This is a genomic window from Pseudomonas sp. IAC-BECa141, from assembly GCF_020544405.1.
Classification (GTDB): domain Bacteria; phylum Pseudomonadota; class Gammaproteobacteria; order Pseudomonadales; family Pseudomonadaceae; genus Aquipseudomonas.
Map to the genome: position 1 here is coordinate 5,018,109 of NZ_CP065410.1, position 15,905 is coordinate 5,034,013.

Consider the following 15,905-nt stretch of genomic DNA (forward strand, 5'->3'; position numbering starts at 1 on the left):
AAACCGCTTTCCGAGTATTCCTCTCAATTTTTTTCGACTGCTTGCCATCCTCATCCCCCGCGGTTAGGGTTGAGGGCATGAAAACCTCTCACACCCTCATTCAGCTTCGCCAGCACCGCAGCCTGTGCCTCGTCAGCGCACGACTGCCGGGCTGAATCGCTGCGCCTCGTCCCACGCTTTTCCAAGAACGTTCGTTCCACCGGCAGGCCGCCTCTTTTCGGCCCAGACAATAAGGAATTTCCCGATGAGCATGCTCAAAGACCCGTCTTCGAAATACCGCGCGTTTCCTGTGATCAACCTGCCGGACCGTACCTGGCCATCGAAAACCATCGATGCCGCGCCGATCTGGTGCAGCTCCGACCTGCGTGACGGCAACCAGTCGTTGATCGAGCCAATGGACGCGGTGAAAAAGCTGCGCTTCTGGAAAACCCTGGTGCAGGTAGGCGTGAAGGAAATCGAAGCCTCGTTCCCGGCCGCTTCGCAAACCGACTTCGACTTCGTGCGCACCCTGATCGAAGACGGCCACATCCCGGACGACACCACCATCCAGGTGCTGACCCAGGGCCGTGAAGACCTGATCGAGCGCACTTTCGAATCCCTGCGCGGGGCGAAGAAAGCCATCGTTCACCTGTACAACGCCACCTCCCCTTCTTTCCGTCGCATCGTGTTCAACCAGGACAAGGACGGGATCAAGGCCATCGCCGTCAACGCCGCCAAGCTGTTCGTCAAATACGCAGCCATGCAGCCGGACACCGAGTGGACATTCGAATACTCGCCGGAAACCTTTAGCGCCACCGAGCTGGAATTCGCCAAGGAAGTCTGTGATGCGGTGATCGAGGTCTGGAACCCGACGCCTGAGCACAAGATCATCCTCAACCTGCCGGCCACCGTTGAATGCGCGACCCCGAACGTCTACGCCGACCAGATCGAGTGGTTCCACCGCAACATCAACCGTCGTGACAGCGTGATCATCAGCCTGCACACCCATAACGACCGTGGCACCGGCGTGGCCGCCACCGAACTGGGCCTGATGGCCGGTGCCGACCGCGTCGAAGGCTGCCTGTTCGGCAACGGCGAGCGTACCGGCAACGTCGACCTCGTGACCGTGGCACTGAACATGTACACCCAGGGCCTTGACCCGCAACTGGACTTCTCCGACATCGACGGCGTGCGCAAAGTCGTTGAAGAGTGCAACCAGATTCAGGTTCACCCGCGTCACCCATACGTCGGCGACCTGGTGCATACCGCATTCTCCGGCTCCCACCAGGACGCAATCCGCAAGGGCTTCGCCCAGCAGAAACCGGACGCACTGTGGGAAGTACCGTACTTGCCGATCGACCCGGCCGACATCGGTCGCAGCTACGAGGCGGTGATCCGCGTCAACAGCCAGTCGGGCAAGGGCGGCATCGCTTACCTGCTGGAACAGGAATACGGCATCAGCCTGCCGCGTCGCATGCAGATCGAATTCAGCCAGGTCGTGCAGCGTGAAACCGATCGCCTGGGCCTGGAGATGACTGCACAGCAGATCCACGCGCTGCTGCACAGCGAATACCTGCAAGCCAATACCCCGTACGCGCTGGTCAGCCATCGCTTGCAGGAAGAAAACGGCAATAGCGCCGTCGAAGTGGAAGTGGCGAGCAAAGGTCAGGGCGAAACCAACCTGCACTGGCGCGGTAAGGGCAACGGCGCGCTGGAAGCGCTGGTGGCCGGTCTGCCGATTCCGGTGGAAATCATGGACTACAACGAACACGCCATCGGCGCAGGCACCAACGCCAAGGCGGCGGCCTACATCGAACTGCGTGTGAATGGCGAGCGTGCGGTGCACGGTGTGGGTATCGATGAAAACATCACCACCGCCAGCTTCAAGGCCCTGTTCAGCGCGCTGAACCGCTCGCTGAGCCAGCCGGAAGCGAAAGCGGCGTAACTGATCGCTGCAATGCAAAAGGCCCCGGAGTTCGCACTCCGGGGCCTTTTTATTTTCTATCTGATCGTTCCCACGCGGAGCGTGGGAACGATCTAGGTGATCTGGGCTATCAGGTGAACTCGAAGGTGTCCGCATCCAGATTCGCCGGAAACCGCTCGCGGTAAGCCGCCAGCGAAGCCGCTTCCAGAACCACCTTGAACACCCCGTCAGCCTCTCCGGCCGCGAGCAACGTCTCGCCCTGGAAGTCCAGCACCTGACTGTCGCCTGTATACGCAAAGCCTTTGCCATCGGTGCCAACCCGGTTGACCGCCGCTACATAACAAAGGTTTTCAATGGCCCGGGCCGGTAGCAGCCGGTTCCAGTGCTGACGCCGCGCGCCCGGCCAGTTGGCGGTGTACAACAACAGATCGGTGTCCTGCGCGTCGCGGCTCCACACCGGGAAGCGCAAGTCGTAGCAGATCAGCGGACGCACCCGCCAGCCCTTGAGTTCGAACTGCACCTGGCGCTCGCCGGGGGTGTAGTGGTTGTGCTCGCCGGCCATGCGAAACAGGTGACGCTTGTCGTAATACAGCACTTCGCCGTCCGGGCGAGCCCACAGCAAGCGGTTGCGGTGGCTGCCGTCGGCGGCCTGGATGATCACGCTGCCGGTGACGACCGCGTTCAGCTTCGCAGCCTGGGCCCGCAGCCATTTGCTGGTCGGGCCGTTTTCGGCTTCGGCCAAGGTTTCGGATTCCATGGAGAATCCGGTGGTGAACATTTCCGGCAGGATAATCAGATCCGCACCGCGCGCCTGCTCCAGCAAAACGTCGAAATGCTCGAGATTGGCCTGACGGTCATGCCAGGCCAGGCTGGTCTGGATCAGCGCCAGATTGAGATCGGGCAACGCACTCAGATCACGCATAGTTTGGCCGCCGCTTCCCGCAGCGTCTCCTCACGTTTGGCAAAGCACAGGCGCACCAGGCGCTGGCCTTCAGGTGGACTCTGGTAGAACACCGACACCGGAATACTCGCCACGCCGTGCTCGCGGGTCATCCACATTGCCATTTCGACATCGTTCAGGTCGGGGCGAATCTGCGAGTAATCGACCAACTGGAAATAGGTGCCGGTGACCCGGGTGAAACTGAATCGCGACGGCGCGAGCAAATCACAGAACAGATCGCGCTTGGCCTGATAGAACCCCGGCAGTTCTTCGACGTGCTCCGGATGCTCGGCCATGTAATCGGCCAGCGCATACTGCAGCGGCGTCACGCCACAGAAACTGACGTATTGATGCACCTTGCGCAGCTCGGCGGTCAGCGCTGGCGGCGCCACGACGTAACCGGTTTTCCAGCCGGTGACGTGATAGGTCTTGCCGAACGAGCTGACCACGAAGGCGCGCTGATACAACTCTTCGTGGGCCAGCACGCTGACATGCGGAACGCCGTCGTACACCAGGTGTTCGTAGACTTCGTCGCTGATCACATAAATGTCGCGATCGCGGATCAGCGCCGCCAGCTGGTCCAGCTCTGCGCGACTGATCAGGGCGCCGCTGGGGTTGTGCGGGGTGTTGAGGATGATCATCCGCGTGCGCGGACTCAGCGCTGCACTGAGCTTGTCGAAGTCGATGGAGAAATCATCCAGACCGAGTTGCACATGCACACAGCGCCCACCGGCCAGTTCCACCGACGGCTCGTAGCTGTCATAGGCGGGGTCGAACACGATGACTTCGTCGCCGCTGTGGATAACCGCCTGGATGGCGCAGAAGATCGCCTGGGTCGCGCCCGGGGTCACGGTCACCTCGGTGTCGGCATCGACGTTGACGTTATAACTGCGGGCGATTTTCGCCGCGATCTGCTGGCGCAGCGCCGGCAGGCCGGTCATGGGCGAATACTGGTTATGGCCGCTGGCGATGTGTCGACCGACCGCGTCGCGCAGTGCCTGCGGGCCGTCGAAATCGGGAAAACCCTGGGAAAGGTTGATCGCTCCGGTCTGCGCCGCGAGCTGAGACATCTGCGTGAAAATCGTGATGCCGACATTCGGCAGCTTGCTGGTGATCATCGGGGTTCCCTGCTCTGCCCCGGCTCTGACGACGGCGCGGGAGAGCCCGAGGATAGCCCATCCGGCGCCCATAAAAAAAGGGCGCCAGACGGCGCCCTTCTCTCTTGATGACCGGGATCAGCGCTTGTCGCGGCGCTTCTTGCTGGCTTTCTTGTTGTGCGACATCAAGCGACGCTTCTTGTTGACCTGGCGGTCGGTCAGCGTGTTCTTGTTGCCTTCGTACGGGTTCTCACCGCCCTTGAACTCGATACGGATCGGCGTACCGACCAGTTTGAGCACACGGCGATAAGTGTTTTCCAGATAGCGCACGTACGAGTTCGGCACTTTTTCGATCTGGTTGCCGTGGATCACAATCAGCGGCGGGTTGGCGCCACCAAGGTGGGCATAGCGCAGCTTGATCCGGCGGCCGTTGACCATCGGTGGCTGATGCTCGCTGACCGCGTCTTCGAGGATCTGGGTCAGACGGCTGGTCGGCCAGCGGGTGACCGCCGACTTGAAGGAGTTCTGCACCGAAGCGTAGAGGTTCCCCACGCCAGTACCGTGCAGGGCCGAGATGAAGTGGATGTCGGCGAAGTCAACGAAGAACAACCGGCGTTCCAGCTCGGTCTTCACGTAGTCACGCTCGCCCGGCGTCATGCCATCCCACTTGTTCAGCGCGATGACCAATGCACGGCCAGACTCCAGTGCAAAACCGAGCAGGTTGAGGTCGTGATCGACCACACCTTCGCGGGCGTCCATCACGAAGATCACCACGTTGGCGTCTTTGATGGCCTGCAGGGTTTTCACCACGGAGAACTTTTCGACTTCTTCGTGGATCTTGCCGCGCTTGCGCACACCGGCAGTGTCGATCAGCGTGTACTTCTCGTCGTTACGCTCGAACGGGATGTAGATACTGTCGCGAGTGGTGCCCGGCTGGTCGTAGACGATCACCCGCTCTTCACCGAGCATGCGGTTGACCAGCGTCGACTTGCCGACGTTCGGTCGGCCGATGATGGCGATCTTGATGCCGTCCTTTTCGCTCGGGCCAGGAATACGCTTGGCTTCCTCGCCTTCGGCGACTTCCTCCTGCTCTTCGCCTTCCTGCGGCTCGTCCTCATCTTTCGGGAATTCGCTCAGGGCGATTTCCAGCAATTGAGTGATGCCGCGACCATGCGCGCCGGCGATCGGGATCGCATCGCCCATGCCCATCGGCGCGAATTCTGCGCGAGCCATTTCCGGATCGATGTTGTCGACCTTGTTGGCGACCACGTAGGAACGCTTGTTACGCTTGCGCAGGTGTTCGCCGATCATCTGGTCGGCGGCGGTGAAACCGGCCTTGGCATCTACCAGGAACAGAACGACATCTGCTTCTTCGATGGCCAGCAGCGACTGCTCGGCCATTTTTTCGTCCATACCATGCTCGTCACCGGAGATACCGCCGGTGTCGATCAGAATGTAGGAACGCCCTTGCCACTTGGCCTCACCGTACTGGCGATCACGGGTCAGACCGGACAAGTCGCCGACGATGGCGTCGCGAGTCCTGGTCAGGCGGTTGAACAAGGTGGACTTGCCGACGTTCGGTCGGCCCACCAGGGCGATTACGGGAACCATGCGGCTCTCCACTTCGTTATTTCAGAAAATACAAAAGCCGCTGCGAGGCAGCGGCTGGTGCTCGGGGCAACGCCCATGGGTGTTGCAAACCCTGCCGGAGCAGGGCCGCTTGGGGATCAACCCCAAGCATAGTCAAACCATTACTTGATGGTCAGGGCTTCCAGTTTGCCGCTGTTGCCATACACATAAATCGTGTCACCCACCACCAGCGGACGGGCGCGCAGGCCGTCGCTGTCGATGCGCTCGCGGCCGACGAAACGACCGTCCACCTGACTCAGCAGGTGCAGGTAACCTTCCAGGTCACCAACTGCAACGTAGCTGGAGAACACTTCCGGCGCCGACAGTTGACGACGGGCCAGGGAGTCGTTGCTCCACAGTGCTGTGGTGGAACGCTCGTCGACGCCTTCAACGGTGCCCGACGACAGGCTTACGTAAACGTTGCCGAAACCCTGTGCAACACCGGCGTAGCTCGACGCGTCGCGCTGCCAGAGTTGACGGCCGCTTTCCAGATCCAGCGCCGCAACGCGACCCTGATAGCTGGCTACGTACAAGGTGCCGCCGGACAGCAGCAGACCGCCGTCGATGTCGACCACGCGCTCCAGCTCCGAACGACCTTGTGGAATCGCGATCCGCTGTTCCCAGACCGGCACGCCGTTGGAAATGTCGAGAGCGACCACTTTACCGGTCGACAGGCCAGCCACCGCGAGGCGGTTGGTGACGATCGGTGCGCTGGTGCCGCGCAGGGTCAGTACGGCCGGCGTGCTGTCATACACCCAGCGCTGGTTGCCGGTGGACGCGTCCAGACCAATCAGACGATCGTCCTGGGTCTGTACCACCACCACGTCACCGTTGCTGGCCGGTGGCGCGAGGACTTCGCTGTTGACGCGCGAGCGCCACTTCTCTTCGCCGTTGATGGCATCGAGGGCAACGACTTCACCGCGCAGGGTACCGACCATGACCAGACCGTAACCCACGCCAACGGCGCCGGACACAGGCAGTTCAAGGTCTTTCTTCCATTTCACGTCGCCATTGCTGCGATCCAGGCCCATCACGATACCGGTCACGTCGGCCGCGTAGATGGTGTCACCGTCGATCGCCGGCACCAGCATGTTGTACGTTTCGCCCTGACCGTCACCGATCGAACGGCTCCACTGCTTGTGCAGGACCACTTCTTCTTTGAAGTCGGTCAGCTCGGCCGGTGGCAGTTCTTTTTTGCTGTTGCTGCTGCAACCCGCGGCCAGAATGGCCAGAGCCAGCACTGCTGCATGCTTCCAACCGATCACGTCACGCATCCCCTTTGGCCAGGTCGTCCAGCTTGATTTGAAGGCCACCGACCGCCGCTTCATCCGACAGTGCCGCCTTGGCTTTTTGATACGCCGCGTTCGCTTCGTCGGTACGGCCCAGCTGTACCAGCAGGTCGCCCTTGAGTTCTTCGCGAGTGGCCAGGAACGACTTGTCGGCATCGCCTTCGAGCAGTTTCAGGGCTTCATCGGCCTTGTTCTGTGCACCCAGTACCTGCGCCAGACGCTGACGGGCGATTTCGCCCAGCGCCGGGTTGGCCGGTTTGGCCACGATGGCCTTGAGTTCGGTCGCCGCGTCGTCCAGCTTGCCGCTGTCGACCGCTACCTTGGCCACGAACAGGCTGCCGTACTGCGCGTAGGCAGAACCGCCGAATTCGCTGTTGAGCTTGCCGGCCAGATCCGCAACGCGCGCGGCGTCAGGCTTGCCGTCCGGGGTCAGCGTGGTTTCCAGCAATTGCTGATAGAGCACCGAGGCGCCTTGCGACTGGTTGCTCTGATACTTGTGATAAGCCTGCCAGCCGAACACGATGACCAGCGCCAACAGGCCGCCGGTGACCAGAGGTTTGCCGTTGCGTGTCCACCAGTCCTTCAAATCCGCCAACTGTTCGTCTTCGGTACTCGACACCCCAATACTCCTTAATCGCTAAATCGGCTGTTTGGACAGCTTCAACCCTGCACGACGCAGGTGGCCAGGTGTGCAGCGAGCGCATCCCAGGCAATGCTTTGTTGTTCGCCCTGGCCACGCAGGGGTTTGAAACCTACCACTTGCTGGGCCATTTCGTCGTCACCGAGGATCAGTGCGTACAACGCACCGCTCTTGTCGGCTTTCTTGAACTGGCTCTTGAAGCTTCCGGCGCCGGCATTGACTTGCAGACGCAGGTTGGGCAGTTGGTCGCGTACACGCTCGGCCAGGGCCAGACCGGCCAGCTCTGCTTCTTCGCCGAAGGCGCAGAGATAGACGTCGACCTGACGGGAGATTTCTTCCGGAATCTGCTCCAGGGTTTCCAGCAGCAGCACCAGACGTTCGATGCCCATGGCGAAACCGACGCCCGGAGTCGGCTTGCCGCCCATCTGCTCGACCAGGCCGTCATAGCGCCCACCCGCGCAGACGGTGCCCTGGGCGCCGAGCTTGTCGGTGACCCATTCGAATACGGTCTTGCTGTAGTAATCCAGACCACGCACCAGCTTCGGGTTCAGCACGTAAGGAATGCCGACGGCATCCAGACGGGCCTTCAGGCCTTCGAAGTGGGCACGGGATTCGTCATCCAGGTAGTCGGCCATTTTCGGCGCATTGACCAGCACGGCCTGGGTGTCGGCATTTTTGGTGTCGAGCACGCGCAGCGGGTTGGTTTTCAGGCGACGCTGGCTGTCTTCGTCCAGTTTGTCGTGGTGCGCCGAGAGATACTCGACCAGCGCTTCACGATAACGACCGCGGGACTCGCTGGTGCCGAGGCTGTTGAGCTCGAGCTTGACCGCATCACGGATGCCCAGCTCGCCCCACAGGCGCCAGGTCAGCACGATCAGTTCGGCGTCGATGTCCGGACCGTCGAGGTTGAACACCTCCAGTCCGATCTGGTGAAACTGGCGATAACGGCCTTTTTGCGGGCGCTCGTGACGGAACATCGGGCCGATGTACCAGAGTTTCTGTACCTGGCCACCGCCGGTGATGCCGTGCTCGAGCACCGCACGCACGCAAGCGGCCGTGCCTTCCGGCCGCAGCGTGAGGGAGTCGCCGTTGCGATCGTCAAAGGTGTACATCTCTTTTTCGACGATGTCGGTCACTTCACCGATCGAGCGCTTGAACAGCTCGGTGAACTCGACGATCGGCATGCGGATCTGCTTGTAACCGTAGTTATCCAGCAAACGCGAAACAGTGCCTTCGAAGTAGCGCCATACCGGCGTCTGTTCCGGCAGGATGTCGTTCATGCCACGAATGGCTTGCAGGGACTTGCTCACAGAAATTCCTTAATTCGTTCGATCAGCCGCGCGCGATAACCGCTGCGTCAGCTTCGACCTTCTCGGCCGCTTTCTCGCGGATCAGCTTTTCCAGCTCGTCCACCAGATTGTCATTCGTCAGTTTCTGCGACGGCTTGCCGTCGATGTAAATCAGGTTTGGCGTGCCGCCGGTCAGGCCGATATGGGCTTCCTTGGCTTCGCCGGGGCCGTTGACCACACAACCGATCACCGCGACATCCAGCGGCACCAGCAGGTCTTCAAGGCGCCCTTCCAGCTCGTTCATGGTCTTGACCACATCGAAGTTCTGCCGCGAGCAGCTCGGGCAGGCGATGAAGTTGATGCCACGGGAACGCAGATGCAAAGACTTGAGAATGTCGTAACCGACCTTCACTTCCTCGACCGGGTCGGCCGCCAGGGAGATGCGGATGGTATCGCCAATCCCCTCGGCGAGCAGCATACCTAGGCCCACGGCGGATTTCACTGTACCGGAACGCAATCCACCGGCTTCGGTGATGCCCAGGTGCAGCGGCTGGACGATTTCCTTGGCCAGCAGACGGTAGGCTTCAACGGCCATGAACACGTCGGAAGCCTTCACGCTGACCTTGAAGTCCTGGAAATTCAGGCGTTCAAGGTGTTCGACGTGACGCAGGGCGGATTCGACCAACGCGGCCGGCGTCGGCTCGCCGTATTTCTTTTGCAGGTCTTTTTCCAGGGAACCGGCGTTGACGCCGATACGGATCGGGATACCGCGGTCACGGGCGGCATCGACCACCGCACGCACTCGGTCTTCGCGACCGATGTTGCCCGGGTTGATGCGCAGGCAATCCACACCCAGTTCGGCCACGCGCAAAGCGATCTTGTAGTCGAAATGGATGTCGGCAACCAACGGCACCTTGACCAGTTGCTTGATCTTGCCGAACGCCTCGGCGGCGTCCATGTCCGGCACCGAAACGCGGACGATGTCGACGCCGGCGGCTTCCAGACGGTTGATCTGCGCGACGGTGGCAGCGACGTCATTGGTGTCGCTGTTGGTCATGCTCTGCACAGCGATAGGGGCATCGCCGCCCACGGGCACGTTACCGACCCAGATCTTGCGCGATTCGCGACGTTTGATTGGAGATTCGCCGTGCATGACTTATTGACCCAACTTCAGGCGAGCGGTCTCGCCACTGGTGAACGGAGCAACATCGACCGGCTGGCCGTTGTAGCTGACCTGGGCGCCACGGGCTACGCCCAGACGCACGGCAAACGGAGGCTTGCCGACGACAGACAGGCTGTCGCCCTTACGCTTGAGGCCGCTGTACAGCACTTTGCCGCTGCCATCGGTCACTTGAGTCCAGCAATCGGCGATGAACTGCACCTGAACCTGGCCTTGACCTGCAGCCGGAGCAACTGGCGCTGTCGGCGCGGGTGCAGCGACGACCGGAGCTGCCGGGGCGGTGACGGTCGGCGCCGGCGTGGTCGGAGCGGCAGGTGCCGGATTCGCTGGAGCAGTAACCACAGGCGCTGGCGTATGGGCCGGGGCAGCCGGAGTGGCGGCTGGCGCAGCGGGTGCCGGAGCAACCGGTGCGGTCGCTGGGGCTGCAGTCTCGGCACCGGTCGATTCAGCCGTGGTTTCCGACTGTGGCAGCGCCAGAGAAGTGGAGCCCTCGGCCTCGCCTTCCGCGACGGCCTGGTCTTCCGGCTCGTCCAGCGGATGAATCTGGGTGGTGCCGTCGGCGCCTTCGACTTCGACGTGTTCCGGGGTCAGGCCGATCAGGTCCTTGGTACGCAGCGAAGTCTGATCCTGCCACCAGACGAAACCGCCGCCGATGACCGCAATCAGCAGCAACAGGCTGACGATACGCAAAATCGTGTGGGAAACCCGCACCGGCTCTTCGATACGGCCCAGGGCGTGGACGTTGCTGCCCTGGGAATCGGTGCCAGTGGACTGGTCGAATTGCTGGACCAGAACGGTCTGGTCCATGCCAAGCAATTTGGCGTACGCGCGAATGTAGCCGCGAGCAAAGGTATGCCCGGGCAACTTGTCGAATGCGCCGGCTTCAAGATTGCTCAGGGAAGTCACGGTGAGGTTGAGCTTGAGGGCCACTTCGGCCAGCGACCAGCCATTGCTTTCGCGGGCCTGGCGCAGGGTCTCACCGGGATTAACGCGATTCGCTGCTACAACTTCGGGATGCGCCGCTTTCATCATTGCTCCGACAGGTATTGCTGATATTCCGGCGTACCGGGATAGAGTCGTTTTAATTGCAGGCCCGCACTGGCGGCCTTGTCGCGATCTTCAAATACTTTTGCCAACCGAACGGCGAGCAACAGACTACGTGCATTTTGCTCGGAGAGCTGGCTGAAACGGTCGTAATAGTCACGCGCGGGCACATAATGCCTGTCTTCGAATGACAACTCAGCCATTTCCAGCAATGCCCTTGGCTGCTGGCGGTTCAAACGCAGCGCTTTTTCCAGCTGCTGCTGCGCCAGATCACGCTCGCCGAGCTTCGCCGCCGTCATGCCGAGGTTTTCGAATACCCGCGAACGCTCAGGATACAGGGTATCGGCGGCTGCCTGTTCAAATCGCTCGTAGGCTTCCTTGTAACGCTGTTCTTCGTAGAGAAAACTGCCGTAGTTGTTGAGGATGCGTGCATCGGCGGGACGGGAGGACAAGGCTTTGCGGAAGTGTTCGTCAGCCAGTTTCGGTTCCATTTCAGCCTGAAATACCAGCCCCAGCGCGGCATTGGCGTCGGGATCCGAACCGTCCAGCTCCAGGGCCTTCTTCAGTGGAACCTTGGCCCGCTCGGTCATGCCCTGCTGCAAGTATCCCAGCCCCAGCTGCACGTAGGCAGCCCGCGCTTCGTCACGGCCCTTGCTGGTCTTCATCGGGTTGTAATCGCCCGACAGGACACAACCAGCACACAGGCTGGTCAACAGCAACAGCAGCGCAAAGCGCAGGGACATAGAGATCCTCTCTTAGTTAGTGTTCGCGGCGTTCTGTGCCAGATCGCTGTCGGCGCTCAATTCACGCACGGCGATGTAACGTTCGCTGCGACGGGTGCGATCCAGCACCTGCCCTACCAATTGACCACAAGCCGCGTCGATGTCTTCACCACGAGTGGTGCGCACAGTGACGTTGAAACCGGCCTGGTGAAGCTGATCCTGGAAACGGCGGATGGCGTTGTTGCTCGGCCGCTCGTACCCGGAATGCGGGAACGGGTTGAACGGAATCAGGTTGATCTTGCACGGAATGTCTTTCAGCAACTCGATCATTTCCACGGCGTGCTCAAGCTTGTCGTTGACGTCCTTGAGCAAGGTGTACTCGATGGTCAGCACGCGCTTCTCGCCCAGTTCGGACATGTAGCGCTGGCACGACTCGAGCAGCATCTTAAGCGGATATTTCTTGTTGATCGGCACCAATTGGTTACGCAATGCGTCATTCGGTGCGTGCAGGGACAACGCCAGGGATACGTCGATATGCTTGGCCAGCTCATCGATCATCGGCACCACACCCGACGTGGACAGGGTCACGCGGCGCTTGGAGATCCCGTAGCCCAGGTCATCCATCATCAGATGCATGGCGGCCACGACGTTGTCGAAGTTCAGCAGCGGTTCGCCCATGCCCATCATCACCACGTTGGTGATGGCGCGGTCGATGGTAGCCGGAACACTGCCGAAAGATTTGTTGGCAATCCACACCTGGCCGATGACTTCGGCGGCGGTGAGGTTGCTGTTGAAGCCTTGCTTGCCGGTGGAGCAGAAACTGCAGTCCAGGGCACAGCCTGCCTGGGACGAAACGCACAGAGTGCCGCGTTTGCCCTGGGGGATGTAAACGGTCTCGACACAGCTGCCGGACGCCACGCGCACCACCCACTTGCGGGTGCCGTCGCTGGAAATGTCCTCGCTGACCACTTCGGGACCACGGACCTCAGCAACAGCCTTGAGCTTTTCGCGCAAGGCCTTGCTGACGTTCGTCATGGCGTCGAAATCATCGACGCCAAAGTGGTGAATCCATTTCATTACCTGACCGGCACGGAAACGCTTCTCCCCGATTGAGTCGAAGAATTTTTCCATTTCCGGCTGGGTCAGCCCCAGCAGGTTGGTTTTAACAGTCGATGTAGTCATGGATTCACCTTCACTCTCAAGCCAATGCTTAGCGAGTGGTTACTTCGGTAGCTGCGAAGAAGTACGAGATTTCGCGAGCGGCAGCGGCTTCGGAGTCCGAACCGTGAACGGCGTTGGCGTCGATCGATTCAGCGAAGTCGGCACGGATGGTGCCTGGAGCAGCTTCTTTAGGGTTGGTAGCGCCCATCAGCTCACGGTTGCGAGCGATGGCGTTTTCGCCTTCCAGAACCTGAACAACCACTGGACCGGAGATCATGAAAGCAACCAGGTCACCGAAGAAACCACGCTCTTTGTGCTCAGCGTAGAAGCCTTCAGCTTCGGCTTTGGACAGTTGCTTCATTTTCGAAGCAACCACTTTCAGACCAGCCTTTTCGAAACGGGTAACGATTTCGCCGGCAGCGCCTTTTGCAACGGCGTCAGGCTTGATGATAGAGAAAGTACGTTGAACAGCCATGGTGTAACTCCAGAAACGGTAATTTGCGAAAAATTAAACCCGCGAATTATACGCGGGTTCTTGGGTATTGCCTAACCTGCGAGACGATCAGTCCAATTCATTGGCCCAGAGCTCCTGAACCGCTTCCAGAACCTTCTCGCCAACGCGGCCAGAAGTCTTATCGAAGTCAGGCAGTTCCTCGATCATATGCTGCAGACGGACAAAACCTACAGAATACGGATCGAGCCCCTCATGGGCCTCGGCCAGCTCTTCTGCAATACGTTGAACATCATTCCAACCGTAGCTCATGACAGTCTTACCAGTCAGTGCGGCGCTTCGGCCGCATGGTTAAGCGAATATTTCGGGATCTCGACGGTGATGTCTTCTTCACCGACGATCGCCTGACAGGCCAGGCGCGATTGCGCTTCCAGACCCCAGGCGCGATCAAGGAAGTCTTCTTCCAGCTCGTCAGCCTCTTCCAGCGAGTCGAAACCCTCGCGGATGATGCAGTGGCAAGTGGTGCAGGCACAGACACCGCCGCAGGCGCTTTCCATCTCGATATGGTGTTCGTGGGCCAGCTCGAGAATCGAAGTGCCGGGCTCAGCCTCGACCACCATGCCTTCAGGGCAGAACTTCTCGTGGGGCAGAAAAATGACCTGCGGCATCAGATATCCTCGATTTCATTCAGATTGCGCCCCGACAGAGCGGCTTTCACCGTCTGATCCATACGACGGGCTGCAAAAGCATCGGTCACTTGCGACAGACGCTTGGTCTGCTGCTCGATGGCATAGCCATCAGTGCCTTTCATCAGTTCGGTCAGTTCCTGCACCTGCAGATCGATGACCATGCGCTCTTCGGCGTCGAGCAAACGCTCGCCATCCGCCTCCAGAGCCCCCTGCACCGCTTCGATCAGGCGCTGGGCATCGACTTGCTGCTCGCGAAGCACGCGAGCGACCTTGTCGTCATTGGCGTGCTGGAACGAATCTTTCAGCATCTTGGCGATTTCGCCGTCGGTCAGCCCGTAGGACGGCTTGACCTGGATGCTCGCCTCAACGCCCGAACCCAGTTCACGGGCCGAGACGCTGAGCAGACCGTCGGCATCGACCTGGAAGGTCACACGAATTTTCGCCGCGCCGGCCACCATCGCCGGGATGCCACGCAATTCGAAGCGAGCCAGTGAGCGGCAATCGCTGATCAACTCACGCTCGCCCTGCAACACATGGATCGCCATGGCCGACTGGCCATCTTTATAGGTGGTGAAGTCCTGTGCGCGTGCGACGGGGATGGTGGTGTTGCGCGGAATCACCTTCTCCATCAGGCCGCCCATGGTTTCCAGACCCAGGGACAACGGAATCACGTCGAGCAGCAGCAATTCGCCGCCATCACGCTTGTTGCCGGCCAGCGTATCGGCCTGGATCGCAGCACCAATGGCCACCACTTGATCCGGGTCGATTTCGGTCAGCGGCTGACGACCGAACGCTTCGGCGACAGCTTCGCGAACACGCGGAACGCGGGTCGAACCACCGACCATGACCACGGCGTGCACGTCTTCCAGCTCGACGCCGGAATCACGCACGGCACGGCGGCAGGCTTTAAGACTGCGGGCGACCATCGGTTCGATCAACGCATCGAAGGCTTCGCGGGTCAGCTGTGCTTTCCAGTCGCCGTAGGCAACTTCAACAGTGTCAGAGTCCGTCAGGGCTTCTTTGGCAGCGCAAGCGGCTTGCAGCAAGCTGCGCTGTGCACCCGGATCGAGGTCGGCGGACAAACCGGCACTTTGGATGATCCAGCCGGCAATCGCATGATCGAAATCGTCACCGCCCAGGGCACTGTCGCCACCGGTGGCCAGGACTTCGAACACGCCGCCGGTCAGACGCAGAATCGAAATATCGAATGTGCCGCCACCCAGGTCGTAAATGGCGACCAGGCCTTCGGCATGCTGATCCAGACCGTATGCCACCGCTGCTGCGGTCGGTTCATTGAGCAGACGCAGCACGTTCAGACCGGCGAGTTTCGCCGCATCCTTCGTAGCCTGGCGCTGGGCATCGTCGAAATACGCCGGAACGGTGATCACCGCGCCCACCAGCTCGCCGCCAAGGGTGGCTTCAGCACGCTGACGCAATACTTTCAGGATATCGGCGGAAACTTCGACCGGGCTTTTCGGGCCCTGCACGGTGTCGATGAACGGCATGTGCGATTCGCCGCCGACAAAGCGGTACGGCAGCTGATCGCCCAATTGCTTGACGTCGGACAGACCACGCCCCATCAGGCGTTTGACCGACAGCACGGTATTCAGGGGGTCGGAGGACGCAGCCAGCTTGGCCGACTCGCCGACTTCGACGCGATCGGCGTGATAACGCACGGCGGAAGGCAGGATGACCCGTCCTTCGGCATCGGCCAGCGGCTCGGAAAGACCACTGCGCAATGCAGCGACCAGCGAATTGGTAGTACCCAAGTCGATCCCCACAGCCAGACGACGCTGGTGCGGTTGAGGACTTTGGCCGGGTTCGGCGATCTGCAGTAGGGCCATCGTGATCAGGACTTATCTGTATATCAG

Annotated in this window: 15 protein-coding genes; 1 reads left to right on the forward strand and 14 read right to left on the reverse strand. The window is 60.6% G+C overall.

Annotated features, from left to right (window positions below):
• The first annotated feature begins 244 nt into the window (after window positions 1-244).
• Window positions 245-1,924, forward strand: coding sequence for a 2-isopropylmalate synthase (leuA, locus tag I5961_RS22885; protein ID WP_227233463.1), 1,680 nt, complete (start codon window positions 245-247; stop codon window positions 1,922-1,924).
• A 109-nt stretch (window positions 1,925-2,033) separates the two neighbouring features.
• Here leuA and I5961_RS22890 read toward each other — a convergent pair whose 3' ends face one another.
• The 14 genes from I5961_RS22890 to hscA all read right to left on the reverse strand — a co-directional run bounded on the left by I5961_RS22890 (window position 2,034) and on the right by hscA (window position 15,878).
• Window positions 2,034-2,825 carry an amidohydrolase gene (locus tag I5961_RS22890; protein WP_085699819.1) on the reverse strand — a complete coding sequence of 264 codons (792 nt, stop codon included), beginning with the start codon at window positions 2,823-2,825 and terminating at the stop codon, window positions 2,034-2,036.
• Window positions 2,813-3,961: a pyridoxal phosphate-dependent aminotransferase gene (locus tag I5961_RS22895; protein WP_227233465.1), complete on the reverse strand. Its 1,149-nt coding sequence runs from the start codon at window positions 3,959-3,961 to the stop codon at window positions 2,813-2,815. The genes I5961_RS22890 and I5961_RS22895 overlap by 13 nt, the downstream gene beginning before the upstream one ends.
• Before the next feature lie 117 nt (window positions 3,962-4,078).
• A complete protein-coding gene (gene der / locus I5961_RS22900) occupies window positions 4,079-5,551 on the reverse strand; it encodes a ribosome biogenesis GTPase Der (RefSeq protein ID WP_085699823.1) in 1,473 nt (490 codons plus the stop codon).
• A gap of 140 nt (window positions 5,552-5,691) precedes the next feature.
• Complete coding sequence (gene bamB, locus I5961_RS22905) at window positions 5,692-6,843, reverse strand: outer membrane protein assembly factor BamB (RefSeq protein ID WP_227233466.1); 1,152 nt, start codon at window positions 6,841-6,843, stop codon at window positions 5,692-5,694.
• Complete coding sequence (locus I5961_RS22910) at window positions 6,836-7,477, reverse strand: tetratricopeptide repeat protein (RefSeq protein ID WP_011335807.1); 642 nt, start codon at window positions 7,475-7,477, stop codon at window positions 6,836-6,838. Before I5961_RS22910 ends, bamB begins: the two co-directional genes overlap by 8 nt.
• 41 nt (window positions 7,478-7,518) lie before the next feature.
• Complete coding sequence (hisS, locus tag I5961_RS22915) at window positions 7,519-8,808, reverse strand: histidine--tRNA ligase (protein WP_085699827.1); 1,290 nt, start codon at window positions 8,806-8,808, stop codon at window positions 7,519-7,521.
• A gap of 22 nt (window positions 8,809-8,830) precedes the next feature.
• Window positions 8,831-9,940: a flavodoxin-dependent (E)-4-hydroxy-3-methylbut-2-enyl-diphosphate synthase gene (gene ispG, locus I5961_RS22920; protein ID WP_007956680.1), complete on the reverse strand. Its 1,110-nt coding sequence runs from the start codon at window positions 9,938-9,940 to the stop codon at window positions 8,831-8,833.
• A 3-nt stretch (window positions 9,941-9,943) separates the two neighbouring features.
• Window positions 9,944-10,996, reverse strand: a complete 1,053-nt coding sequence (locus I5961_RS22925) for a helix-turn-helix domain-containing protein (RefSeq protein WP_085699829.1) — start codon at window positions 10,994-10,996, stop codon at window positions 9,944-9,946.
• Window positions 10,996-11,754 (reverse strand): type IV pilus biogenesis/stability protein PilW, encoded by a 759-nt coding sequence (pilW, locus tag I5961_RS22930; RefSeq protein ID WP_085699831.1) that lies wholly within the window; start codon window positions 11,752-11,754, stop codon window positions 10,996-10,998. The genes I5961_RS22925 and pilW overlap by 1 nt, the downstream gene beginning before the upstream one ends.
• 12 nt (window positions 11,755-11,766) lie before the next feature.
• Window positions 11,767-12,915: a 23S rRNA (adenine(2503)-C(2))-methyltransferase RlmN gene (gene rlmN, locus I5961_RS22935; RefSeq protein WP_085684616.1), complete on the reverse strand. Its 1,149-nt coding sequence runs from the start codon at window positions 12,913-12,915 to the stop codon at window positions 11,767-11,769.
• 28 nt (window positions 12,916-12,943) lie between these two features.
• Window positions 12,944-13,369, reverse strand: a complete 426-nt coding sequence (ndk, locus tag I5961_RS22940) for a nucleoside-diphosphate kinase (RefSeq protein WP_065257687.1) — start codon at window positions 13,367-13,369, stop codon at window positions 12,944-12,946.
• Window positions 13,370-13,456: 87 nt separating this feature from the next.
• Window positions 13,457-13,657, reverse strand: coding sequence for a Fe-S cluster assembly protein IscX (gene iscX, locus I5961_RS22945; protein ID WP_085699835.1), 201 nt, complete (start codon window positions 13,655-13,657; stop codon window positions 13,457-13,459).
• A 14-nt stretch (window positions 13,658-13,671) separates the two neighbouring features.
• Window positions 13,672-14,013, reverse strand: coding sequence for an ISC system 2Fe-2S type ferredoxin (gene fdx / locus I5961_RS22950; protein WP_007964424.1), 342 nt, complete (start codon window positions 14,011-14,013; stop codon window positions 13,672-13,674).
• Window positions 14,013-15,878, reverse strand: coding sequence for a Fe-S protein assembly chaperone HscA (gene hscA, locus I5961_RS22955; protein WP_085699837.1), 1,866 nt, complete (start codon window positions 15,876-15,878; stop codon window positions 14,013-14,015). Before hscA ends, fdx begins: the two co-directional genes overlap by 1 nt.
• Window positions 15,879-15,905 lie beyond the last annotated feature (27 nt).